At 53.4% G+C, this 23,472-nt stretch carries 25 protein-coding genes; 13 read left to right on the forward strand and 12 right to left on the reverse strand.

Annotated features, from left to right (window positions below):
* Positions 1-45: 45 nt before the first annotated feature.
* Positions 46-1,245 (reverse strand): S-methyl-5-thioribose kinase, encoded by a 1,200-nt coding sequence (mtnK, locus tag G0034_RS05915; RefSeq protein WP_179120622.1) that lies wholly within the window; start codon positions 1,243-1,245, stop codon positions 46-48.
* A 104-nt stretch (positions 1,246-1,349) separates the two neighbouring features.
* Between mtnK and mtnA the strand changes: the two genes are divergently transcribed.
* On the forward strand, positions 1,350-2,366 hold the full coding sequence (mtnA, locus tag G0034_RS05920; RefSeq protein WP_179120623.1) for an S-methyl-5-thioribose-1-phosphate isomerase: 1,017 nt from the start codon (positions 1,350-1,352) through the stop codon (positions 2,364-2,366).
* A gap of 42 nt (positions 2,367-2,408) precedes the next feature.
* The gene (locus tag G0034_RS05925; protein ID WP_179120624.1) at positions 2,409-2,879 is read left to right on the forward strand and encodes an SRPBCC family protein; all 471 of its coding nucleotides are present in this window, start codon (positions 2,409-2,411) and stop codon (positions 2,877-2,879) included.
* 52 nt (positions 2,880-2,931) lie between these two features.
* Here G0034_RS05925 and G0034_RS05930 read toward each other — a convergent pair whose 3' ends face one another.
* Genes G0034_RS05930 through G0034_RS05940 form a run of 3 tightly spaced genes read right to left on the reverse strand, consistent with a single transcriptional unit; the run spans position 2,932 to position 4,771 of the window.
* Positions 2,932-3,474, reverse strand: a complete 543-nt coding sequence (locus G0034_RS05930; RefSeq protein WP_050863296.1) for a 1,2-dihydroxy-3-keto-5-methylthiopentene dioxygenase — start codon at positions 3,472-3,474, stop codon at positions 2,932-2,934.
* The gene (gene mtnC, locus G0034_RS05935) at positions 3,471-4,160 is read right to left on the reverse strand and encodes an acireductone synthase (protein WP_179120625.1); all 690 of its coding nucleotides are present in this window, start codon (positions 4,158-4,160) and stop codon (positions 3,471-3,473) included. Before mtnC ends, G0034_RS05930 begins: the two co-directional genes overlap by 4 nt.
* Positions 4,157-4,771: a methylthioribulose 1-phosphate dehydratase gene (locus G0034_RS05940; protein WP_014882969.1), complete on the reverse strand. Its 615-nt coding sequence runs from the start codon at positions 4,769-4,771 to the stop codon at positions 4,157-4,159. The genes mtnC and G0034_RS05940 overlap by 4 nt, the downstream gene beginning before the upstream one ends.
* Before the next feature lie 121 nt (positions 4,772-4,892).
* On the opposite strand from G0034_RS05940, the gene G0034_RS05945 reads away from it, so the two are divergent.
* Positions 4,893-6,053 (forward strand): pyridoxal phosphate-dependent aminotransferase, encoded by a 1,161-nt coding sequence (locus tag G0034_RS05945; RefSeq protein WP_014882970.1) that lies wholly within the window; start codon positions 4,893-4,895, stop codon positions 6,051-6,053.
* Here G0034_RS05945 and G0034_RS05950 read toward each other — a convergent pair whose 3' ends face one another.
* From G0034_RS05950 to citR, 3 genes are all read right to left on the reverse strand, one after another.
* Positions 6,054-6,680 carry an IbrB-like domain-containing protein gene (locus G0034_RS05950; protein WP_014882971.1) on the reverse strand — a complete coding sequence of 209 codons (627 nt, stop codon included), beginning with the start codon at positions 6,678-6,680 and terminating at the stop codon, positions 6,054-6,056. It lies immediately after the preceding gene.
* Complete coding sequence (locus G0034_RS05955) at positions 6,665-7,888, reverse strand: phosphoadenosine phosphosulfate reductase (protein ID WP_045268256.1); 1,224 nt, start codon at positions 7,886-7,888, stop codon at positions 6,665-6,667. Before G0034_RS05955 ends, G0034_RS05950 begins: the two co-directional genes overlap by 16 nt.
* Before the next feature lie 167 nt (positions 7,889-8,055).
* Complete coding sequence (gene citR, locus G0034_RS05960) at positions 8,056-8,958, reverse strand: DNA-binding transcriptional repressor CitR (RefSeq protein WP_045134270.1); 903 nt, start codon at positions 8,956-8,958, stop codon at positions 8,056-8,058.
* Between the two features lie 616 nt (positions 8,959-9,574).
* Between citR and ahpC the strand changes: the two genes are divergently transcribed.
* From ahpC to G0034_RS05995, 7 genes are all read left to right on the forward strand, one after another.
* Positions 9,575-10,138: an alkyl hydroperoxide reductase subunit C gene (gene ahpC, locus G0034_RS05965; RefSeq protein ID WP_014882974.1), complete on the forward strand. Its 564-nt coding sequence runs from the start codon at positions 9,575-9,577 to the stop codon at positions 10,136-10,138.
* A 185-nt stretch (positions 10,139-10,323) separates the two neighbouring features.
* Positions 10,324-11,889 (forward strand): alkyl hydroperoxide reductase subunit F, encoded by a 1,566-nt coding sequence (ahpF, locus tag G0034_RS05970; protein ID WP_014882975.1) that lies wholly within the window; start codon positions 10,324-10,326, stop codon positions 11,887-11,889.
* 186 nt (positions 11,890-12,075) lie between these two features.
* Positions 12,076-12,651: a TorD/DmsD family molecular chaperone gene (locus tag G0034_RS05975; protein ID WP_032645219.1), complete on the forward strand. Its 576-nt coding sequence runs from the start codon at positions 12,076-12,078 to the stop codon at positions 12,649-12,651.
* 125 nt (positions 12,652-12,776) lie between these two features.
* Complete coding sequence (locus G0034_RS05980) at positions 12,777-13,757, forward strand: IS5-like element ISKpn26 family transposase (RefSeq protein WP_000019473.1); 981 nt, start codon at positions 12,777-12,779, stop codon at positions 13,755-13,757.
* A 123-nt stretch (positions 13,758-13,880) separates the two neighbouring features.
* Positions 13,881-16,124, forward strand: coding sequence for a molybdopterin-dependent oxidoreductase (locus G0034_RS05985; protein WP_179120626.1), 2,244 nt, complete (start codon positions 13,881-13,883; stop codon positions 16,122-16,124).
* Positions 16,121-16,678 (forward strand): 4Fe-4S dicluster domain-containing protein, encoded by a 558-nt coding sequence (locus G0034_RS05990; RefSeq protein WP_014882978.1) that lies wholly within the window; start codon positions 16,121-16,123, stop codon positions 16,676-16,678. Before G0034_RS05985 ends, G0034_RS05990 begins: the two co-directional genes overlap by 4 nt.
* Positions 16,678-17,445, forward strand: coding sequence for a dimethyl sulfoxide reductase anchor subunit family protein (locus G0034_RS05995; RefSeq protein WP_014882979.1), 768 nt, complete (start codon positions 16,678-16,680; stop codon positions 17,443-17,445). Before G0034_RS05990 ends, G0034_RS05995 begins: the two co-directional genes overlap by 1 nt.
* 39 nt (positions 17,446-17,484) lie before the next feature.
* On the opposite strand, the gene uspG is transcribed toward G0034_RS05995, so the two are convergent.
* From uspG to rnk, 3 genes are all read right to left on the reverse strand, one after another.
* Complete coding sequence (gene uspG / locus G0034_RS06000; protein WP_014882980.1) at positions 17,485-17,913, reverse strand: universal stress protein UspG; 429 nt, start codon at positions 17,911-17,913, stop codon at positions 17,485-17,487.
* Positions 17,914-18,062: 149 nt separating this feature from the next.
* Entirely contained in the window at positions 18,063-18,152 is a 90-nt protein-coding gene (gene yldA, locus G0034_RS23525) for a small membrane protein YldA (protein WP_350028918.1), read from the reverse strand.
* A gap of 139 nt (positions 18,153-18,291) precedes the next feature.
* Positions 18,292-18,702 (reverse strand): nucleoside diphosphate kinase regulator, encoded by a 411-nt coding sequence (gene rnk, locus G0034_RS06005; RefSeq protein ID WP_071922484.1) that lies wholly within the window; start codon positions 18,700-18,702, stop codon positions 18,292-18,294.
* Positions 18,703-18,971: 269 nt separating this feature from the next.
* On the opposite strand from rnk, the gene G0034_RS06010 reads away from it, so the two are divergent.
* Positions 18,972-19,589 (forward strand): flavin reductase family protein, encoded by a 618-nt coding sequence (locus tag G0034_RS06010; protein ID WP_023336911.1) that lies wholly within the window; start codon positions 18,972-18,974, stop codon positions 19,587-19,589.
* On the opposite strand, the gene rna is transcribed toward G0034_RS06010, so the two are convergent.
* Together rna and dcuC are read right to left on the reverse strand one after the other, a co-directional pair.
* Complete coding sequence (rna, locus tag G0034_RS06015; RefSeq protein ID WP_032637201.1) at positions 19,583-20,392, reverse strand: ribonuclease I; 810 nt, start codon at positions 20,390-20,392, stop codon at positions 19,583-19,585. The genes G0034_RS06010 and rna overlap by 7 nt on opposite strands.
* A gap of 94 nt (positions 20,393-20,486) precedes the next feature.
* Positions 20,487-21,854: an anaerobic C4-dicarboxylate transporter DcuC gene (dcuC, locus tag G0034_RS06020; protein WP_014882984.1), complete on the reverse strand. Its 1,368-nt coding sequence runs from the start codon at positions 21,852-21,854 to the stop codon at positions 20,487-20,489.
* A 432-nt stretch (positions 21,855-22,286) separates the two neighbouring features.
* Here dcuC and pagP point away from each other — a divergent pair, with 432 nt between their 5' ends.
* Both pagP and cspE read left to right on the forward strand, forming a co-directional pair.
* Complete coding sequence (gene pagP / locus G0034_RS06025) at positions 22,287-22,862, forward strand: lipid IV(A) palmitoyltransferase PagP (protein ID WP_014882985.1); 576 nt, start codon at positions 22,287-22,289, stop codon at positions 22,860-22,862.
* 190 nt (positions 22,863-23,052) lie between these two features.
* Positions 23,053-23,262, forward strand: coding sequence for a transcription antiterminator/RNA stability regulator CspE (gene cspE, locus G0034_RS06030; RefSeq protein WP_002439184.1), 210 nt, complete (start codon positions 23,053-23,055; stop codon positions 23,260-23,262).
* Positions 23,263-23,472 lie beyond the last annotated feature (210 nt).

The raw sequence follows: 23,472 nt of genomic DNA on the forward strand, positions 1-23,472 counted from the left end.
TCACCCCGCCCTCTCCCACATGGAGAGGGAGAAAACCAGAAGCACTCAGCTGTACTGCCGCACGCGTGCCACCAGCTCTTCCGCGCTGTCGATGCGCTCGGCAATGACAATCAACGCCTTGCCGAGGGTAATCGCATGGCGCAGGCATTCGTGGCGCATGGCGTCATCCTGAATGGTGTCGATATCCGCGACGTGGGAAAGCCCGACGCTGCGGCGAATCAGTTCGGTGCCGCAGAAACCAATGGCGTCATGCCAGACCTTTTTCAGAAACGCGGAAGCATAGCCCGGCGCACTGAGCGCGGCGTCTCGCGTTTTTTCGTTTGCTAATGCCTGGAAGCGCTCCGCGAAGGTGTTCCACAGCGCCTGAATGTCGATCAGGCGCTGCTCGCGGGCGGCGGCGGCATCGCGAATACCCAGATGCCCCGGCAGGCCGCAGAAGTTGAGCAGCAGGTTGCCAATGGCCGTGCCGACGTCAAAGCCAATCGGGCCAACGTAGCCGAACTCGGCGTCAATGGCCTTCAGGCTGCCGTCCGCCACAAAAATGGAGCCGCTGTGAATATCCCCGTGCAGCAGCGCTTCAGCGTGTGAGAAAAAGCGATGCTTCAGGGAGGCCACGGCAATTTTCAACTGGGCATCGTCGCGCAGGGCGGCGACGTCATTTTCCAGCTCGACCGGGTAGTTGTTGCGTTCGTGGATCTGGTACGGATCGTTGAAGAACAGATCTTCGGTGATCTCACACATCTCCGGGTTGATGAATTTCGCTACCTGCGCTTTTTTCGCGTGCGGATGCAGGTAGAAATCGCTGGTGTGGAACAGCGTGTATGCGAGGTATTTACCCAGCTGACGCGCGGCCTGTGGATAGTGATTGTTTTTAATCAGCTCGCCGCGCCAGATGCGATGGCTGGAGAGATCCTCCATCACCATCACCGCCAGTTCCGGGTCAAAGTGGTGGATTTTCACGGTGTGCTGCGGGCTGTGCTGGTAATGCTCGACCAGGGTTTGTGCCTCCAGACGGGCGCGGTCCAGCGTCAGCGGCCAGGACTCGCCGACGCAGCGCACGTAGGGCAGCGCCTGTTTGACGATGACGCGGCTTGTGCCCTGGGCATCGAAAATTTTGAAGACCAGATTGAGGTTGCCGTCGCCCACTTCCTGCGCCTCCACCAGCGAGGAAGGATCGTCGAGTCCACCAAACTGCCTGGCATACTCCACGGCGTCCTGAGCGGTAAAGGTACGGTATTGCGACATGGCCTGCTCCTCACGAGTTTGCTAATAAAGACATGTAGACGTCTATACATCTGGATTTCATCCTGACACAATGTGCTACAACAACGCAACAGGGAATTAACGACATGCAGACATTACAGACGACCAGCCTGCGGGTGGCGGATAATCAGCTCTTTATTCTCGACCAGCAGGCGCTTCCGCAGGAGAAACGCTGGCTTGAGGCCTCCACGGTAGAGACGCTGGTCGGGCATATCCATGCTCTGCGCGTGCGCGGTGCGCCGCTGATTGGTCTCTCTGCAAGCCTGCTGCTGGCATTGCTGGCGGAAAGCGGCAAAAGCCGTGATGAACTCGCCGTGGCGCTGGAAACCCTGCGCGCGTCCCGCCCGACGGCGGTGAACCTGATGAACAACCTTGACCGTATGAAGCTGGCGCTCTGGCAGGAAGATTTCGTTTCGGCGCTGGTGTCTGAAGCGCTGCGCCTGATTTCTGAAGACAGGCAGTTGTGCGACGCTATCGCCCGCGCGGGCAGCGCGCTGGTGACGCCCGGTAGCCGCCTGCTGACTCACTGCAACACCGGCGGGCTGGCAACGGCGGGCGTGGGCACGGCGCTGGGCGTGATTGCCCGCGCCTATCAGGAGGGAAATGTCAACAACGTCTGGGTGGATGAAACCCGTCCGCTACTGCAGGGGGGCAGGTTGACTGCGTGGGAGCTGGGCGAGCTGGGCGTGCCGTATCGGCTGATTACCGACTCCATGGCGGCAAGCCTGATGGCCAAAGGACAGGTCGACGCCGTGTGGGTAGGGGCCGATCGCATTGCCGCTAACGGCGACGTGGCGAACAAAATCGGTACCTATTCCCTTGCGGTGCTGGCGAAATTCCACGGCATTCCGTTCTACGTGGCTGCCCCGCAAACAACCCTCGACCCGGAGTGCCCGAATGGAGATGCGATCCCGATTGAGCAGCGCGCCGCCAGTGAGGTGACGGGCGTTGCGGGAAGCTTTGGGGCGGTGCAGTGGGCGCCGGAAAACGCCCTGGTCTATAACCCGGCGTTTGACGTTACGCCAGCCTCGCTGATTAGCGGCTGGGTGCTGGATACGGGCGTAGTGACGCCGGAAGAGGTGGCAAACGGGAAATTCGCCTGAGTCCGGCTATCCTTTAAGGGGTTCCCTTTAGAGGACGATACCGTGACGCTTGATCCTGATACTGACTTAAAACTGGAGCGCGTGGTGGATGCACCGCGCGACCTGCTGTGGCTCTGCTGGACCACGCCCGAGCACATCAAAAACTTCTTCATTCCTGCTCCCCATAAAGTGACCGAATGCGACCTCGACCTGCGCGTGGGCGGTCGGTTCAATACCGTATTTGAGGTGGACGGACAGCGGATGGATAACCGGGGTGTGTTTCTTGAAATCGACCCGGGAAAAAAACTGGTCTTTACCGACGGTTATACGGAAGGCTGGAAACCGGCCGAGAAGCCGTTTATGACGGCGATTTTGCTGCTGGAGGAGGTGGGCGAGGGCAAAACCCGCTATACGGCAATTGCGCGCCACCCGACGAAGGAAATTCGTGAGCTGCATGAACAGATGGGCTTCCACGAAGGGTGGGGGATTGTGCTGGATCAGCTGGTGGGGTATGTGAAAGGGCTTAACGCGTAGTGCGCGTTAAGCCCTCACCCCAACCCTCTCCCACAGGGAGAGGGAGAAAAGATTATGCCAGATGTGGATACGCATCCGCGATCGCATCACCGGTAAACTGCGCAACCCAGCCTTCCGGGTTATCAAAAATACGGATCGCGGTAAAGTTCGGCTCTGAACCCATATCAAACCAGTGCGGCGTACCCGCGGGTACGGAGATCAGATCGTTTTTCTCGCACAACACCTGATAGACCTCATCGCCAATGTGCAGGCAGAACAATCCCGCGCCTTCCACGAAGAAGCGCACTTCGTCTTCGCCGTGAGTATGTTCGCTCAGGAACTTTGCGCGCAGCGCGTCTTTTTGTGGGTTATCGGCCCGCAGGCTGATGACGTCCCAGCTCTGATAACCTTTCTCTGCGACCAGTTTGTCGATCGCATGCTGGTAAGCCTCAATCACCGCCTCCGGGGCGGGATCCTGACCTAAATCGCGGTCCGCGTCCCAGCGTTCAAAACGTACGCCTTTGGCGTTGAGCTGCCGGGCGATCTCGGCGGCGTCGGTGCTGTGCCACTTTGGTTGACTGGCGTCTTTATCAGAATAGACAGTTAATGCGCTCATGAAGGGATCTGCTCCGGGTTTATCTCGTCAAACTGGTGGACCTGATGGTGATGGCTTGCCCCGTCATCATCGCCGCGAATCAGCTGCAGGGTACGAAAGCCTGCCTGTTCAGCCGCGTCCAGCTCCTGATGAATATCTGACAGGAACAGGATCTGCGACGGCGCGATGCCCGTTTGGGCCGCAATGTTCTGGTAAGACGCCACCTCGCGCTTGGCGCCGATGTGGGTATCAAAATAGCCGCTGAACAGATGAGTAATATCACCTTCGTCGCTGTAGCCAAATAACAGTTTCTGTGCGGCGACCGATCCCGAGGAATAAACATAGAGATCAATCCCTTGCGCTTTCCATTTTTCCAGCGCAGGCAGGACGTCCGGGTAGAGGTGGCCGGTAAAGTCGCCATTCACGTAGCCATCGTGCCAGATGATCCCCTGCAGCGCTTTGAGCGCCGTGGATTTACGGTCTTCATCCATAAAGGCAAAGAGGGCGTCAATAAGCTCGCTGACGCTGGCGAGCGGGTTACCGATTTCATCGCGCAGATTGTCCAGAATGGATTTGACCGGCTCGGCGTACTGCTGCGCGGTGACGAACGCCGCCAGCCGCTCATGCGCGTAGGGGAACAAAACATCGTGGACAAAACGGATATCGCTGGTGGTCCCTTCAATATCCGTCACAATTGCGCGAATCATACTCTCTCCAGTTGTCGTAAACGCATTTCGCATTCAAAAAGAAATTCCAGTCCCTCCAGATGACGGCGGGCCTCGGCCACATCGCGTCCCCAGCAGGTTAAGCCATGACCGCGCAGAAGAAAACCATAATTAAGCGGGCGTTCCTGCGCGTAATGGGCGATTCGCGAGGCGAGGGCGTCGATATCCTGGTCATTATCAAACACCGGGATGGAGACGGTATCCAGATGGGTGGCCTGTCCGGTAAGCGATTTTTGCATCTCAAAGCCGCTGATGTTCAGCTCGGTTTCCCTGACCAGACGTGACAGCACCGTCGCGTTGACGGTGTGAACGTGCAGGACAGCGTTGGCCTCGGGGAACAGGCGATAAATGAGGGTGTGTAGCCCGGTCTCTGCCGACGGCTTGCGGCCTGACGGCGCACGGTTTGTGGCGATCTCGACCTGCAGAAAATCCGCCGTGGTCAGGCTGCCTTTGTCTTTACCGGATTCGCTCAGCCAGCAGAGGTGTTCATCCTGTCGCACAGACATGTTGCCACCGGTGGCGGGTGCCCAGCCTTTGGCGCCAATCCAGCGGCAGGCGTCGACAAGTTGTGTGAGTTGCAGGTTGTCTGCCATTGCCTTTTACCTCTCGACCAGGAATATTGATATGGTATAGACGTCTAAGCGTCTTGATTGCCAAATGGTAACATCGTGTTATAGTGGCAGCAACATAAGTATTACATGCAGGCACCGCATAATGAGTAATAACGCATTGATTCCTCAGAGTAAACTTCCTAATCTCGGCACCACCATCTTTACGCAGATGAGCGCTCTGGCACAGCAGCACAACGCCATTAATCTCTCTCAGGGATTCCCGGATTTTGACGGACCGGCCTGGTTGCAGGAACGACTGGCGTACCACGTTGCGCAGGGAGCAAATCAGTATGCGCCGATGACGGGCGTGCAGGCGCTGCGGGAAGCCATTGCGGATAAAACGGCGGAATTGTATGGCCATAAACCGGATGCGAATAGCGACATCACGGTGACGGCAGGGGCGACCGAAGCGCTGTATGCGGCCATCACCGCGCTGGTGCGCGCGGGCGATGAGGTCATCTGTTTTGACCCCAGTTACGACAGCTACGCGCCTGCGGTTGAACTCTCTGGCGGCGTGGTGAAACGCGTGGCGCTGCAGCCGCCGCATTTCCGCCCGGACTGGCGGGCGTTCGCTGCGCTGCTGAGCGATAAAACGCGGCTGGTGATCCTGAATACGCCCCATAACCCGTCTGCGAGCGTGTGGCAGAAAGCCGATTTTGCCGCGCTGTGGCAGGCCATTGCCGAACGTGAAATTTATGTCCTGAGCGACGAGGTGTATGAGCACATCTGTTTTACTAAAGAAGGGCACGCCAGCGTGCTGGCCCATCCGCAGCTTCGTGAACGTGCCGTGGCCGTGTCGTCATTTGGCAAAACGTATCATATGACCGGCTGGAAGGTGGGGTATTGCGTGGCACCTGCCGCCATCAGCGCTGAGTTACGTAAGGTGCACCAGTACCTGACGTTTGCGGTGAATACCCCGGCTCAGCTGGCGCTGGCGGACATGCTACGCGATGAACCACAGCATTATCGCGACCTGCCGGATTTTTACCGTGCACGCCGGGATCTGTTTGTGACCGCACTGGCTCAAAGCCGCCTGGAAATTTTGCCTTCCGAAGGGACGTACTTCCTGCTGGCTGACTACAGCGCCATTTCCGATCTTGATGATGTCAGTTTCTGCCAGTGGCTGACAAAAGAAGTCGGCGTGGCCGCTATTCCATTGTCGGTGTTCTGCGCCGATCCTTTTCCGCATAAACTGATTCGTCTCTGCTTTGCGAAGCAGGAATCGACGCTACTGGCCGCGGCAGAGCGTTTGAACACGCTCTGATTATTTCACCGTCCAGGCTTCTGAGTAACGACGGTCTGCAAACAGTTCCAGCAGGCCGTTGATTTGTTTGAGACGCAGCACCTCGTCACCATCCATACCGAGCTCTTCGCTAATTCTTTCATTGCTCCAGCCAAGCTGCGCAAGTTCTCGAACGATTTCAGACATCGCGTTGATTTGATGCCGCCCGCGTGCGCGGTTGTGTCGGATGGTCGAGGCCATGCGGTCATATTTACCGAGTCGTTCCTGACGCAGGCACGTGACAGGCAGGTAACCCTTCAGCTTGCGCTTTAACGCAGCCCGACTTTTGCCAATCTCATGACGATGAAAACCATCCACAATTTCATAATGTTGTGGTTCGTTTTCTGTTACAACAATAGGCTGGGTGAATCCATCAAGTTCCAGCGACTTAATGAGCAACCGTTTTTCCGGTGGGGCCACATTATTGGGGTTGTAATCGTTAGCCGTGATAGCGTCCTGTTTGATCCACAATACGCAGTCGATGGGTTGATCGTTAAACGGGCTATATTTATGCAGTGCCTGGCGAAAGGCATTAATGGCGTTAATTTGGTCCTCTTCAGGAAGTGACTGAAGGTACGTTTCGATTTCGTTGATTATTCTTTGTCGCATAAAATGCCCCACTCCTTGCGTTTTGCCTTCACTCTGTCGCTGTAGCGCTGATAATGTTTGGGTTTGTTTGGGCTGAAAGACAGCGCTCTGCACCAGTAGTCGTTATTAAGTAAAACCTTACAAACGCGGCGCCATGAAGGGATGTCTTTGGCACCGATATCGCCCTCCTGGATATCGGGAATATCCTCCATGCCCCTCTTCTGGTACCAGTGCAGATATATGGCGATTTTATTGCGGTAATGCTCGGCCGTATTCTGCGGCATGCTATCGAGAAGCAGCAGGGCATATTCCCGCCAGCAAAGATGGTCCGGCTTGAGTATTTTGCGGTGGCCGTAAAAATGGTTGTCGTGCCCGGCGTAAATTCCGCCGCTGCGCGCGCCGCTGACGCGTGCACACATGGTCGCCCAGCGTTCGGGCTCTACAACATGATAGAGCCATAAGCCCTGACGCTGTTCCGGGCCAAAAGGTTCGCAGATGCGCATATAGCGCGGTGGTACGCCGGCCTGATACATAAGGTCATAGAGTGTGTTATAGCTATTGCCGGTTTTTGCAAACCAGGTCCAGATATCGGCGGTTTTCCAGTCGTAGAGAGGATAGATATACCAGGCATGCCCACCCGGGGCGACGGTCGTCCAGGGTTTATCATCGGCAAAGCGTTGTTTACGCGCTGATGCGATAGCCAGAAAACGGTTGTATGACTCATCGGCGCGTATCCCGACCATGACGGCGGCCGGGCGGTTGAGAGAGAACCAGTCCGAGAAACTGCGCACAAAGGTCTCAAAAGACATTCCCCCCTGGTAAAAGGGGAAAAAGGCGGGATCTGTTATGGCATCGTCAGGCGGTTGCCGTACCCACTCGGTATTGGGTTCCCAGCATTGCCACTCTGGCTGGAATTGCGACAGGGAATTTTGCGTGGTGAGGGGAAGCGCTACCCACCAGAAACGATCGATGACATCGCTGTATAAGGCGCGCATATGTTCGACATGATTAATGGTGTAAGTAAATTGCGCTTCCCAGTCTATAAAGAGAACGTCTATTTTGCGTTTCATTTTACGGGCGCATAATGCCGTCAGATGTAACATGACGGTGGAATCTTTTCCCCCTGAAAAAGAGACACACACCCTGGATAAATTCTCCAGGGTCCATTTTATTCGCTCTTGCGTGGCATCGACTACGTTTTGATTCAATGGAAATTTGTAAAGTGACATATCAATCCATTACTGAGTGATAATGATCAGATGGCGCATGAATAATGGGGATGATACTCTTAGAAAGAAGATAATTATAGGTAAAAATTAATCATATAATTACGCTAAATACATTTCCCTTGTGAATGCATTAAAAGTAACTGACTGCTGTAAACAGTCAGTTATAATTATTGGGGTAAGTTTAAGTCATCAATAAAATTGGAGAAGGAAGCATTATTCAGTGCTGAGCGATTGTACATCATATAAACCGGGACTGTCGGGAAGGTAATGTCAGTCTCAATCTTACGGAGATTTAATGCCGGGCCATACTGCTCAAAGGCTGGCGTAGGGGCTAATCCAATCAGATCGGAATTGCCTATCATCGACAGCAGTGAGATAAACGAGTCGCTGCGGAACAGGATATTTCGTTCGGGAAGCAGTTGCTCAGTATGCTCCTGAAAATTCTTTACGCTCAACTCATCACTCAGGAAGGCCGTAAATTTTTCCTGAAGAATTTCGTCACGCGTCGCCTGTAAACCCAGGCGGGGGTGATCCTGACGGCAAACCAGCGTAAAAGACATCTGCTGGAACAAGCAGCAGGCCGTTGAACGGCTATTCAGCGGGGCGAAAGAGAAGACAAGGTCCGCTTTCCGGTATGCCAGCAGGTCTTCTGCTGAGTCCGGGGCAAGGAAGACATCATGCAGCTCAACCTGATAGTTATACTTCTCGATCAGGATTTTCATCGGATCCAGCATGATTTTAGGCGTCATAAACTGCGGACCGTAAATGACAAAGCTCTTCTTCAACCCGTTGCTGTGCATCATATTGATGGTTTGCTCAAGCTGATTGAGGTTTTGTTCAAGATGATGATGAAGGTTGACGCCAACCGTAGTGGGGGTGATGCCCTTACCTGAACGAATAAACAAGGGATCGTTGAGTTGTCCGCGCAGACGCTGCAATGACTGACTCACTGCTGAGGGAGTAATATAGAGCGTCTCAGCCGCTTTACTGATACTCAAATGTTGATAGATACATTCAAAAATGACTAGCAGGTTGAGATCAAATTTTTTAAGATCGTAGAGATTTGCCATGTGTCGTCCTGATGATGTCGTGTTTGCATGAGTTATCACATCACTGATAACTATAGTTTGAAGTTAACCATTTACAATCCTTTCGGTTAACTCTCTTAATTTTAAATTAAACGCGTCTTAATATATCACGACGTCAGATTATTAAAATAGTACTTCATAGATGATTAAGATAATTTTATCTCACTAAGAGGCACTTTAATTGACAATTGTCATTTATATATTGAGTTATTTTTATAATAAAAATTAATTTATAACGCCCCGTCATTATGTTCGAAACTGCCTATCACAGCCATAGGCAGGAATGCCTCTCCCGTGGATTGCTCAAGCCTGGCACGGATGGTGTAATTAAACGGCTGTTACCACCTTGATGTTAAGGGCGTAGAGCGCAACGCAACGCCAGCTTAAGCTGGCACTGAATGTACCTGCGGGGAATTCAGGTAAAAGGGCCGCCCGTAGAGGCGGCCTTTTTACTTTTGGCGTTTCCTTTAAAAGGTTCACCTTACTGTCTTGTTGATGTTGTTAGGTATGGCTGATTGATTTGATAAAGCAAACGCATTAGCCCCGATGAGCAAAGTTAGTTACCTTACATCTCAACGAAAACACGGAGGAAGTACAGATGTCTTTGATTAATACCAAAATTAAACCTTTCAAAAACCAGGCGTTCAAAAACGGTGAGTTCATTGAAGTCACTGAGAAAGATACTGAAGGTCGCTGGAGCGTGTTCTTCTTCTATCCGGCTGACTTTACCTTCGTTTGCCCGACCGAACTGGGTGACGTGGCTGACCACTATGAAGAACTGCAGAAGCTGGGCGTAGACGTTTACTCTGTCTCTACCGATACCCACTTCACCCACAAAGCGTGGCACAGCAGCTCTGAAACCATCGCGAAAATTAAATACGCGATGATCGGCGACCCGACTGGCGCCCTGACCCGTAACTTCGACAATATGCGTGAAGATGAAGGTCTGGCCGACCGTGCGACCTTCGTTGTTGACCCGCAGGGCATTATCCAGGCTATCGAAGTTACCGCTGAAGGTATCGGCCGTGATGCGTCTGACCTGCTGCGTAAAGTGAAAGCCGCTCAGTACGTGGCTTCCCACCCAGGCGAAGTGTGCCCGGCGAAATGGAAAGAAGGCGAAGCGACGCTGGCTCCATCTTTAGACCTGGTCGGCAAGATCTAAGTCTGCAAAGCCTGGCGGCGCCGCGTTTGCACAGGCCTACAGTATCGTAGGGCGGGTAAACGAAGTGCCACCCGGCAATCCATGGGCGCGCCCGCGCCCATTTCATTAGCACCATGATGCAAGTTGCATTCAGGCCGCCCCTATAAGGCAGCTTGCATGATGACGTCTTAAGAGAGGGAAGAACAATGCTCGACGCGAATATGAAAACCCAGCTCAAGGCCTACCTTGAGAAACTGACCAAACCTGTTGAGCTGATTGCCACGCTGGATGACAGCGCGAAATCGGCAGAGATCAAGGAACTGCTGGCAGAGATCGCTGAACTGTCACCGAAAGTGACCTTCAAAGAAGACAATACGCTTGCAGTCCGTAAGCCTTCTTTCCTGATCGCCAACCCGGGTTCTGATCAGGGGCCGCGCTTTGCCGGCTCTCCGCTGGGGCATGAATTTACCTCACTGGTGCTGGCGCTGCTGTGGACCGGTGGGCATCCGTCTAAAGAAGCGCAGGCTCTGCTGGAGCAGATCCGCGACATCGACGGTGATTTCGAGTTTGAAACCTATTACTCACTCTCCTGTCACAACTGCCCGGACGTGGTGCAGGCGCTGAATCTGATGTCGGTGCTGAACCCGCGCATTAAACACACGGCGATTGACGGCGGTACGTTCCAGAATGAGATCACCGAGCGTAACGTAATGGGCGTGCCGGCGGTCTATCTGAATGGTCAGGAGTTTGGTCAGGGCCGCATGACGCTGACGGAAATTGTTGCCAAAGTGGATACTGGCGCAGAAAAACGCGCAGCAGAAGCGCTGAACAAACGCGATGCCTACGATGTGCTGATCGTCGGTTCCGGCCCGGCGGGCGCGGCAGCGGCGGTTTACTCCGCGCGTAAAGGGATCCGTACCGGTCTGATGGGTGAACGCTTTGGCGGCCAGGTACTGGATACCGTGGACATCGAAAACTACATTTCCGTGCCGAAAACCGAAGGCCAGAAACTGGCTGGCGCACTTAAAGCGCACGTCAGCGACTATGACGTGGATGTCATCGACAGCCAGAGCGCCAGCAAGCTGGTTCCTGCTGCGGTCGAAGGCGGTTTACACCAGATTGAAACGGCATCCGGCGCGGTGCTGAAAGCGCGTAGCATTATCATTGCCACCGGCGCGAAATGGCGCAACATGAACGTTCCGGGTGAAGATCAGTACCGCACCAAAGGTGTGACCTACTGCCCGCACTGTGACGGTCCGCTGTTTAAAGGTAAACGCGTAGCGGTGATCGGCGGCGGTAACTCCGGCGTGGAAGCGGCTATCGACCTGGCGGGGATTGTGGAACATGTGACCCTGCTGGAGTTCGCTCCAGAGATGAAAGCCGACCAGGTTCTGCAGGATAAAGTTCGCAGCCTGAAAAACGTCGACATCATCCTAAATGCGCAGACCACGGAAGTGAAGGGCGACGGCAGCAAAGTGACCGGCCTGGAATACCGTGACCGCATCAGCGGCGACGTACACAGCGTTCAGCTTTCGGGGATTTTCGTGCAGATTGGTCTGCTGCCAAACACCACCTGGCTGGAAGGCGCGATTGAGCGCAACCGTATGGGCGAGATCATCATTGATGCGAAATGTGAAACCAGCGTAAAAGGCGTCTTCGCCGCAGGTGACTGTACGACCGTGCCGTACAAACAGATCATCATTGCCACGGGCGAAGGTGCGAAAGCGTCCCTGAGTTCGTTTGATTATCTGATTCGCACCAAAACAGCATAAAAAAAAGTAAGACGATACCTGCAGTAGCCACCTCATCATGGGGTGGCTTTTTTATTGGTTTTTTTTATTCTCAATTATTGTCGTGATTGAACGCTTCATGCGTTAACTACCTGCTTCGATCAAAGAAATTAATAAGCCTGCTGATAATATCTCGTCGTTTTCTGTTGATAAATATTTATATTTAACATGAATGATAAAGATATATTCACACCTTCAATATATGAAGCGTTAACACCCTTTGAAATAAAGGGGTTGATGTTTCGTGATTTCTTCAACGCGGCGGATATGACCTCGCGATGCGCCTCGTTACGCTATTTTTTCCCTGAGAGTGAGTCCTGGCCGCAGGATGAGGCGTTAAACGTCGAGTATGACTTTAATGCGCTGTTTGTCGGCCCGGCAACGCTGCTGGCGCCACCTTATGCCTCGGTTTATCTGGACGACGAACCTCTGCTAATGGGGGCGACAACGCTGAGCGTGCGCGAATTCCTGCAGAGCATTGGGCTGTCCGTCACCGCGGAAAATAGCGTCCCCGACGACCATATCAGCTATGAAATTGAACTGGCCGTGATGCTATTAGTGCATGCCAGACATTCACCACAATATCATGAAGCACTTACCCGTTTTGTCCGCGCGCATCTCGAATTATGGCTCCCGGGATTTATCGCAAAAATAAAGGATTGTGCGAAAACAGCCGTAATTAAATGCCTCGCCGTGCTACTGACTAATTGGTTTGATGAATTAAAAACGAGAGTAATATTATGACTATTGATAAAGGGCAGCTTAACCGGCGCTCCTTTTTAAAAGGACTGATTGCGCTAGGGAAGGTGCGAACAAGTTCCTGATATGAGATCATCATATTCATCCGGAGCGCATCCCAGAGGGACATCATGAGCCATCAACTCACCTTCGCCGATAGTGAATTCAGCACTAAGCGCCGTCAGACCCGAAAAGAGATTTTCCTCTCCCGCATGGAGCAGATTCTGCCATGGCAAAACATGGTGGAAGTCATCGAGCCGTTTTATCCCAAGGCGGGCAATGGCCGACGGCCCTATCCGCTGGAGACCATGCTGCGTATTCACTGCATGCAGCATTGGTACAACCTGAGCGACGGTGCCATGGAAGATGCCCTGTACGAAATCGCCTCCATGCGCCTGTTTGCCCGATTATCCCTGGATAGCGCCCTGCCGGATCGCACCACCATCATGAATTTCCGCCACCTGCTCGAGCAGCATCAACTGGCCCGTCAATTGTTCAAGACCATCAATCGCTGGCTGGCCGAAGCAGGCGTCATGATGACCCAAGGCACTTTGGTGGATGCCACCATCATTGAGGCACCCAGCTCTACCAAGAACAAAGAGCAGCAACGCGATCCGGAGATGCATCAGACCAAGAAAGGCAATCAGTGGCACTTTGGCATGAAGGCCCACATTGGTGTCGATGCCAAGAGTGGCCTGACCCACAGCCTAGTCACCACCGCGGCCAACGAGCATGACCTCAATCAGCTGGGTAATCTGCTTCATGGAGAGGAGCAATTTGTCTCAGCCGATGCCGGCTACCAAGGAGCGCCACAGCGCGAGGAGCTGGCCGAGGTGGATGTGGACTGGCTGATCGCCGAGCGTCCCGGCAAGGTAAAAACCTTGAAGCAGCATCCGCGCAAGAACAAAACGGCCATCAACATCGAATACATGAAAGCCAGCATCCGTGCCAGGGTGGAGCACCCGTTTCGCATCATCAAGCGGCAGTTCGGCTTCGTGAAAGCCAGATACAAAGGGCTGCTGAAAAACGATAACCAACTGGCGATGTTATTCACCCTGGCCAACCTGTTTCGGGTGGACCAAATGATACGTCAGTGGGAGAGATCTCAGTAAAAACCGGAAATAACGCCAGAAATGGTGGAAAAAATAGCCTAAATAGGCTGATTCGATGTGTTTGCGGGAAAAAAATCGGCCCAGATCCGCGAAATTTTAATCAGCGAGTCAGCTTGGGAAGAAATGACCTGCTTATTCGCACCTTCCCTAGGTACCGTCGCCGCATTACCCGGCGGATTATTATCCTCCCGATGTGCCATGGCACAACCGCCCATTCCGTTTAACCCGAAAACCTACAAAATCTTCCGTAACGCCTGTCCGCGTAACTGCTATGACACCTGCAGCCTAAAAACGTGGGTGAAAGATGACGTGATTACCTTCGTCGAGGGGGCAAGCGAATCCACCTTTACCCACGGTGCGCCGTGCGTGAAAGGGCTGACCTACCCGCGCCGGGTCTACTCGCCGGACCGTATAAAATACCCGATGATTCAGGACGGACGCGGCAGCGGCAAATGGCGACGCATCTCCTGGGATGAGGCCATGCAGCGGATCGCCAGCAAGATGCTGGAGATCAAAAAGAAAGATGGCTCCCTGCTTGGCCTGGCGCTGACCAAATATTCCGGCAACCTGGGGGTGATGAGCTATGCCGTGGAGGGGATGATGTCCTCGCTCGGCTACACCACGCGTTTTGCCGGTACGCCGTGCTGGCCTGCGGGCATTGACGCACAGCACTACGACATGGGCGACATGTGGTGTAACGACCCGGAAGATCTGGTTAAAGCCAAATACATTATCCTCTGGGGGGCGAACCCGGCCTGGTGCTCCATGCACACCATGAAGTACATCTATCAGGCCCGCGAGAAAGGGGCGAAAGTGGTGGTTATCGATCCGCTGTTCTCGCAAACTGCCGCGAAAGCCGACCTCTATCTGCGCGTGCGTTCAGGTTCGGACGGTGCACTGGCGCTGGGTATGGCGCGCCATCTGGTGGACACCGGCCGCGTGGACCAGGAGTTCGTCAATCATTTCGCGCACGGGTATCCGGAGTTTGAGCAGTACTTGCTCAACAACATCACGGTAGAGTGGGCATCGGAAATTTGTGGTCTGGCGCCGGATGTGATTCGCCAGCTTGCCGAGGAGTTCACGGCGGTTAAGCCTTCCACCGTCTGGATTGGTTACGGTATGCAGCGCCACGTGAACGGCGGCGCGAACGTGCGTGCGATTGATGCCTTTGTCGCCATGACCGGCAATATCGGCGTAGAAGGCGGTGGCGCTCGCTACGGCCATCTGCAGACCTGGGGCTATAACTACCACGCAATGACGCAGACACCCCCGGTGGGTTCTGTAGGGATGGAAGGGGCATCAGGCCCGGTGGGCGAGTTTGTCAGCGATAGCGGCGAAAAGCGCAAGTACTCTGACCGCGCGCTCAACCTGAACCAGACTGCGCAAAGCATTCTGGACGCCAACGATCCCCCTATCCGCATGCTGTGGGTGGCCTGTAAGAACCCGTTTGCCCAGGACTTCGACCGCAACAAGATGAAAAAAGCGTTCGACAAGCTGGAAATGGTGGTGTGCGTGGATCAGTTCTTTAACGAGACGGTTCAGCACGCGGATATCGTTCTGCCTGTCACCACCACCTTCGAGCACTGGAGCGCCTCTTCGTCTTACTGGCACTACTGGCTGACGGTAAACGAACCTGCCATCAAGCCGATGTACGAATGCAAGAGCGACCTGGATATTGCCGTGTTGCTCTCCCGTACCATCAACAAAATGGAACCGGGCTCTTGCACCTTCCCACAGGATGTTGACCAGAAAAAATGGCTGGATCTGGAATTCAACGACGGGCTGGCGAAGCAGTTTGGCATCAGCTCCTGGGACGATCTGCTGAAGGGGCCGGTGAAGGCCAAAATGCCGAGCAGCGCAGCCTGGCACGATCGGAAGTTCAAAACGCCGTCAGGCAAGTATGAGTTTTTATCCGCGCGCTGCGAAGAGAACGGCCATAAAGCACTGCCGGAATATCTGCCAGCCGCAGAAGGTAAACTGCCGTTCCAGCTCTTTACGCCGCACCTGCAGTACGGCCTGCATTCGCAGTTCGTTAACCTTGACTGGATGCAGGTCTTCTGGCCGGAGCCCTTTGTCTATATCCACCCGGTTGCTGCGAAGAAAAAGGGGATCCGAGACCTGGCGACAGTGCGGGTATTCAACGAGATCGGCGAGGTTCAACTGCGTGCCAAAGTCACCACCAATGTACCGGAAGATTTCCTGGTCATGTACGAATCCTGGTTCAACAAGCTCAGCTATAACGTGCAGAACGTGGTGAAAGATACCCCGGCCGATATGGGTAAAATGGCCACCGGTGCACCGGGCGCGGCTATTCACGATCAGTTTGTCGATATTGTCCTCATTGCCAATGAAGGAGCGGACGCATGAGACGCGCATTTTTAGTGAACAGTGATAAATGTATTGGTTGCCGCGGATGCGCCATGGCCTGTAAGAGCTTCAACCAGCTCGAACCCGAACGTTTCTGGCGCTATGTCTACCCGCTGGATAAAGAAATTTACCCGCATGAGGAGCGTGCGTTCTTTTCGCTGGCCTGTAACCACTGTGAAAACCCCGCTTGTCTGGCGGCGTGCCCGGTGGAAGCCTACACCAAACGTGATGATGGCGTGGTGGTGCATAACCCTGAGCGCTGTATCGGCTGTAAAAACTGTATCCGCAATTGTCCGTATGGCGCTCCGCGCTTCAATGAGGAAACGCAGAAGGCCGAGAAGTGCAGCATGTGCTATGAGCGTCTGGATATCGGCTTGAATCCTGCCTGCGTGAACGCCTGTCCGGTTGGGGCGCTGACCCTGATCGATCTGGATGCCGATCCGCTGCCAAATAATGCCGTGCAGTATCCGCCGGGCTTCCCAAAAATGCCGCAGCTTAATCCGGGTACGCGCTTCATTCTGGCACGCCAGCCGAAACAGCCGGGGGACAAATAATGGAAAAGTACGAACTGCCGTTGGTGATTTTTACCGTGCTGAGCCAGATGTCCGTTGGGATGACGCTCCTGTTGAGCTGGCGCACGCTGCGTGGCGAAGTGCAGGGCAACCGTCTTCACTGGCTGATCACGGGGCTGATCCTGGGGGTTGCCTCCATCGCCGCGGTATTGCATCTGGCGCACCCGGAACACGCTTATAATGCGTTAATCAACCTGAAACATGCCTGGCTGAGCCGTGAGATTCTCGGCGCGACGCTGTATGGCGGCACAATTGGCCTGGCTTTCCTTACGAAAGGCAACAAAGGCGCAGCGCTGCTGGCGTCCCTGTTCGGGATACTGCTGGTGGTGGTGCAGGGGATGACCTACGCCGCGCCGGCGATGCAGGCCATTGCCAACGGCATCACCATGATGCTGTTCTTTGCCACCGTCTGGGTGCTGGGCTGTGCAGCTACACCGCTGCTCGGGATGAAAGCGTCAGCTGTCGCACTGCGTCAGGGCATTATCGCCCTGATGGCGCTGCTGATTGCCGCACCGGTACTCTGGCTCAGCGGCGGTACCATCATGAAAATGACCGCTCACGCCTGGTTAAGCTCGCCGCTCTATCTGGGCTGCCTGCTGTGCTGCGTCGTGGGGTTCACGTTGTCGCTAAGGCGCCATCCGATGCAGAAAGCCGTATTTGTTATCCTGCTGGTGGGCGTGGTGCTCAGCCGCCTGACCTTCTTCGGTGATACCGTCAGTACCATCGTCAATATTGGTCATCTGTACTGATAAACAAAACCCCGCGCAAGCGGGGTTTTTTATGGGCAGTTAACGGACCACCATCACCGGAATGTGGGTATGGCGGATCACGCTGGAGGCGTTTGACCCCAGCAGGTGAGTGGTGATGGAAGGATTGCGTGAACCGATCACCACCACGTCTGCATTCAGCTCCGCGGCCAGTTCATTGACGGCATCGCGTACGCTACCGAACCGGACGTGGGTTTTGATGCGCGACGGGTCGATGCTGAAATGCCCGACCATGGTTTGCAGGCGCGTCTCGGCTTCATGCTGTAAGTGCTCTTCGAAGCGACGCACATCGGCGGCAAAGCGGTGCAGACTCAGGCTGGCGGAGCCCGGCAAGACATGTAAAAGGTGAATAATACCGTCCTGCTGTGCGAGAAATTCCGCGTGACGCACTGCTTTGTCACTCAGTTCCATTTCAAAAACATCAACCGGCATAATGATTCTCTGATACATACCCGTTTCTCCTTGTTTATAAACGCTGAAATCATTCAACCACAAAATAGTTATGGATTCTGTAATCACTCCGTCAATTTTGATGACGATCGTGATGCCGCGAAAAAAATCATTGCGCAGAGTGCGGGGCAGAGCGGTGACGTGAGCGTTCACCAGTGGCGTTCAAGGTAAAGCACAGCCGAGACGATGATGGCCACAAAAAGTAAAAAAATGAATGTGATAACCACTATCTCACCCATGACCGTCCCCACGGCACCAAAACAGATTAAGCGTGTATTAAGGGGAATAAGGGTGATATAGGAAAATCAGGTGAATTTGCGGAAAGAGGATGCGGGTGCATCCTCTGTGCAAAGCGAGTGGGCGCTTGTTCAGAAGGGATTAACGCAGGTAATCGCCCGCAGCTTCTGGCTGGTAGAGCAGTTCCAGCACTTCCAGATGAGTGGAGGCCCCGCCCGGTAAATCCCAGTGGATGGTATCTCCTGTGCGCAGTCCCAGCAGTGCGGCGCCGACAGGGGCAAGAACCGAAAGCTGCGCGCTGCTGTCAGTCATCTGAGCCGGGTAAACCAGCGTGCGGGTCAGCTCTTCACCGGTGGTCAGGTTGCGGAATTTTACCCGGCTGTTCATGGTGACCACGTCATGCGGCATTGACTCAGGTGTGCACATCTGCGCGCGGTCGAGTTCCTCATTCAGGGCATCGGCCACCGGAAGTAAGGCGAATTCGGCTTTTTCCAGCAATCGGTCGATACGTTCTGCGTCGAGTTCATTGATGATAATGGTGGGTCTGGACATTTTTTACTCCATGTCGTTAATGCTGCGTCTAACGCAGAAACCAATCCAAAAGAAAACCCTCGCCGTCTGGCAGCGAGGGTTTAACTTACCCGATGATACTGGCTGAACGCTCAAGTTTGAAGTGATGAAGGTCACATTCATGTCCCATATGAATTTTCGCTGAAATTTATTCAGTCTTAATTCCAGGCGGATTGCGTTACGCTGAGTATCCTGAACCCGGGTGTTGCGCGAAGCATTATGCGTGTCTGCCCCATCAACGAGAGAGCACTATGTATTTCTATCAACCGTCTCAGGGGCACGGCCTGCCGCATGACCCGCTGAACGCCATTATTGGTCCCCGTCCGATTGGCTGGATCTCCTCTTGCGATCGGGCCGGTCAGTTGAATCTCGCGCCGTATAGCTTCTTTAACTGTTTTAACTATCGCCCGCCGATCATCGGCTTTTCCAGCAACGGCTGGAAAGACAGCGTGCGAAATATTCACGAGACAAAGGAGTTTGTCTGGAATCTGGCGACGCGCGATCTCGCACATGCCATGAATCAAACCTCGGCTACGCTTCCTCACGATCGGGATGAATTTACCTTTGCAGGATTAACCCCCGCCGCAAGCCAACTGGTGAGTGCTCCTCGTGTGGCGGAAAGCCCGGTCAATTTTGAGTGCCGCCTTTCTCAGTGCATTCAGCTTACCGGAGCCGATGGCACCCCGGTTGATACCTGGCTGGTGCTGGGTGAAGTGGTGGGGATCCATATAGCGGAAACGCTACTGGAAGAGGGGATATACCAGACGGCGAAAGCGCAGCCCATCCTGCGAGCGGGTGGGCCGACGGCGTACTATGGGATCAGTGATGAACACCGGTTCGATATGGTGCGCCCGGTGGTGGGTCAATAACCGGCTTTATCAATGACAAATTGTTTTCCGCAGTTACCAGGATGTGGCTGCGGGGCAAAGGACGTTGCGGAAAGCGGTTGGTTAATGGTGTCTGCTTTCAGGGAAATCTGCATCTCAGTGAGATACGCCGGGTTGCCATTGCAGGTCAGCTTAAAGGCTTTGATGTTTTCTTTGCCCCAGCTTTTGGCAATGGCGTTGTCAAAATCACGACGACTGACGGCTTTACCGTAGTTAGCCGCGAGGAATTGACCGACGGCACTGTTTTTCATTTCCTGATTCATTCTCACCATAGTGCCGAAATAGGCATCGGGATCAAAACCAAAACAGACGCCATGCTTGGCGTATTCGTACCGTTCCAGGCAGGAGTTTCCGCCCGCGCCCGGCATCACCTCGTTAAGTTTTGCCGCACCGGAAAGCGACAGCCCGGTTTCGGCAGCAGCACATTTGCGGCTGGCCTTTGCTTCCGGCATATTCGGGATGGGACGCGTGGCACAACCAAATCGCATCCATCGACGTTCATCCACGCCTCGTGCCGCTATCGATTTCGGCAGACCAGGCCATAACCCGTGGACGGTCAGAAAATCGGCTTTATTTTCGCTCTCTTTTTGCAGACGACATTCATCCGGTTCATTGCGGTTACGCTCAACCATGCTTTGACAAAACCCGGTTTGCCAGGACAGCGCCAGTACATAGCGATCGAAATCGCCATATTGCGTAGCGTTGAGCGGTTCTGCCTGTGCGGAGAAGACACTGAGTGCAAGCGCAACTGCGCCAGACGAGATAACGATATCCTTCCTGAACATGTGATTTCCTGATTGGTTGTGCTCGATTAATTTTTGTGAGTTATTAAAGCACAAAAAGCGCCAGCAGGCGCTTTTTGGAAATCAGGAATTTTACTTAGGCAGCGCCGGGAACCAGCACTTCGGTAGCAATAATGACGATGATCAGGCCAACCAGCACCGGGACTGACGTGCGTTTGACGACCTCAAACGGAGAGATTTTTGCCATACCGGCAACCGCAACGACCACGCCTGAAACAGGAGAGATGGTGCGACCCAGGTTTGAGGCCTGAAGCATAGGAATAGACAGGTAAGCCGGGTTGATGCCAGAGGAGTGAGCCAGCTTAGGGATCATCTCAACGAAAGCGTAAAACGGCGCGTTACCAGAACCGGTGGTCATCGCCGCCAGCATGGTCAGAACGACCAGCACCAGCATCAGGATAATACTGGCTGAGCCGAACGACGTGGCGATGGAGATCAGGCTCTGGATAAAGCCAATAGTGCTCAGACCCTGGGCAAACACGCCTGCCGCAACCAACAGCATCACCACGCCCGCGAAGGCATCCGCCATTCCACGATACGCTACTTCCAGGCCGGAGAAGACTTTTTGCGTGTTGAAACCGCGCACGAATTCCAGCACGGCAGCCAGCAGCATACAGATGACCAGAATAGTAATAATGTGCAGCTGTGGACCCCATTTGCCGTCAAAAATCAGCACGCCGATAATCGGTGTGAACGGCAAAATGGCGTAGAACGCTGGAGCGGTGGTGGTGATTTCGCTGACATCCATCATCTCATGGCTGATGTTCTCTTTTTTATCGAGATAGCGCTGCCAGAAGAAATGCGCGACCCCCATTCCCACAATGGCGACAATCGAGATCGGCAGCGTGGTCTTAAAGGCGAAGTCGATCAGCGACATCTCGGCTGCTTTGGCGGCCAGCACAACGTCGCCAGAGGTTGGGGAAAGAATAATGGCGGCCGGTGATGCGCAAATGGCTGCCGCTGCACCGCGGCTGATGCCCACGTTCACCATCACCGGGAACAGCGTGGCCATTAACAGTACGCCAAGACCGGTGGCCGATGAAACGGCCAGCGACATCAGACAGGCGAGGAAATAGGCGGCAACCATTAACAGATACGGGGAGTTAATATACTGCAGGGGTTTCGAGGCAAGCTTAACCACCATGTCATTAGCGCCGATATGGGTCATGTAGGCGGCAAAACCGCACAGCATCATGATCATCATACCGAGATCGCCGCCACGGCTCATGAGCAGTATTTTAATATATTCAACAATATCCGTGGCAGTATAACCCGTGCTGGCTGCGCTGGCAGGTAATACCTGATGCCCCATTAATGCGCTGACAATCAGGAGAGTTAAGCCGCCAACAAATAAAACGCCCGTGGCTGAGTACCCTTTAATGATGTAGCGGGCTACACCGACAATGACGACGACCCCAATAAGGAGTTCGATAAACGTAAGCATGATTTCCCCTGTATCCTATGCCCTGAGGTAGAAAAAAATTAATAAAATAAGAAGGATGAAAATGTGCCGAATTAATGGCCTGCCCTTGCTGATTAAAATCAATAAATAGACGACTAAAGAACAGTATCACAGCGTTTTTGCCATGGCCCAGGCATTTATGTCATCAGGAAGTTGACCGCCAGAAACAGCGTAACATGTCTCTTTAATGATAACAAAATGTTAAAATTATGTGTTTTCCGGCCTGTTAATCGGGATGGATGAAAATGTTATAGTCATACATATTGTGGGTTTATTTGGGCCAGCCTGAACGCTGCCTTAAGAATATTCCCGAAAAGAGGCCTGATATTTAGGAGTAGTGCTGATGCCGTTAAGACGTGGTTCAACTATTGTGTGGTAAACTTTGCTTCGAATATTAAGAATGGTAATTGCATTGTGAGCTTACGTAATACTTTTTTCTCTCTTTTATTGTTTATTTTTGGTCAGTTAACGTTTTCATCTGTTGCACAGGCAGAAGACAACGCGACGAATAAAGGCTGGTTCTCTACTTTTACGGATAATGTTTCGCAGACCTGGTCAGCACCTGAACATTATGATCTCTATGTACCGGCAATAACGTGGCATGCGCGCTTTGCTTATGACAAAGAGAAAACAGATAAATACAACGAGCGCCCGTGGGGGGCTGGTTTTGGTCAGTCACGCTGGGATGAGAAAGGAAACTGGCACGGCATCTATCTGATGGCCTTTAAAGACTCGTTTAATAAATGGGAACCGATTGGGGGTTACGGCTGGGAGAAAACGTGGCGCCCGCTGGCGGACGAGAATTTCCACGTCGGGTTAGGCTATACCGCAGGGGTGACGGCGCGTGATAACTGGAACTACATTCCGATCCCCGTGCTGCTGCCTTTGGCCTCGATTGGCTATGGCCCGGCAACGTTCCAGATGACCTACATCCCCGGGACGTACAACAACGGTAACGTTTACTTCGCCTGGATGCGTTTTCAGTTTTGACTGAAAAAAGGTTACCAGCTGGTGAAAAAACGCGCAGGCATTGATTCCTAAGCGATAAAAATCTGCCAGTGAAAATTAACGCGACTTTAGTCACTTTTTGTCAAAGATCCGCTGGACAAAAGGTCCCACAATTGTTGTACTGGTAACCGACACAGCATTTGTGTCGTTTTTTAATGTAAAGGTAATTTTGATGTCTAAGATTAAAGGTAACGTTAAGTGGTTTAATGAGTCCAAAGGATTCGGTTTCATTACTCCTGAAGATGGCAGCAAAGATGTGTTCGTACACTTCTCTGCAATCCAGTCTAATGGTTTCAAAACTCTGGCTGAAGGTCAGCGCGTAGAGTTCGAAATCACTAACGGTGCCAAAGGCCCTTCTGCTGCTAACGTAATCGCTCTGTAATTCAGACGCGTCAGCAAGAATTTCAAAACCCGCTCATTGAGCGGGTTTTTTTCGTTATGAATCAGCCAAGCAGGTACATTTTCAGGAAGCTGGCAACGATCAGTACGCTCAACAACACCATTCCTGCGCTCATCAGATTCTGTTTCATTCTGTCACCCTCGTTCAGTATGGCCTCCAGAGTGACAGAGAAAAATTAAGCCAACATTAACG

Source organism: Enterobacter sp. T2 (assembly GCF_010692925.1).
In the GTDB taxonomy this organism is placed as follows: domain Bacteria; phylum Pseudomonadota; class Gammaproteobacteria; order Enterobacterales; family Enterobacteriaceae; genus Enterobacter; species Enterobacter kobei.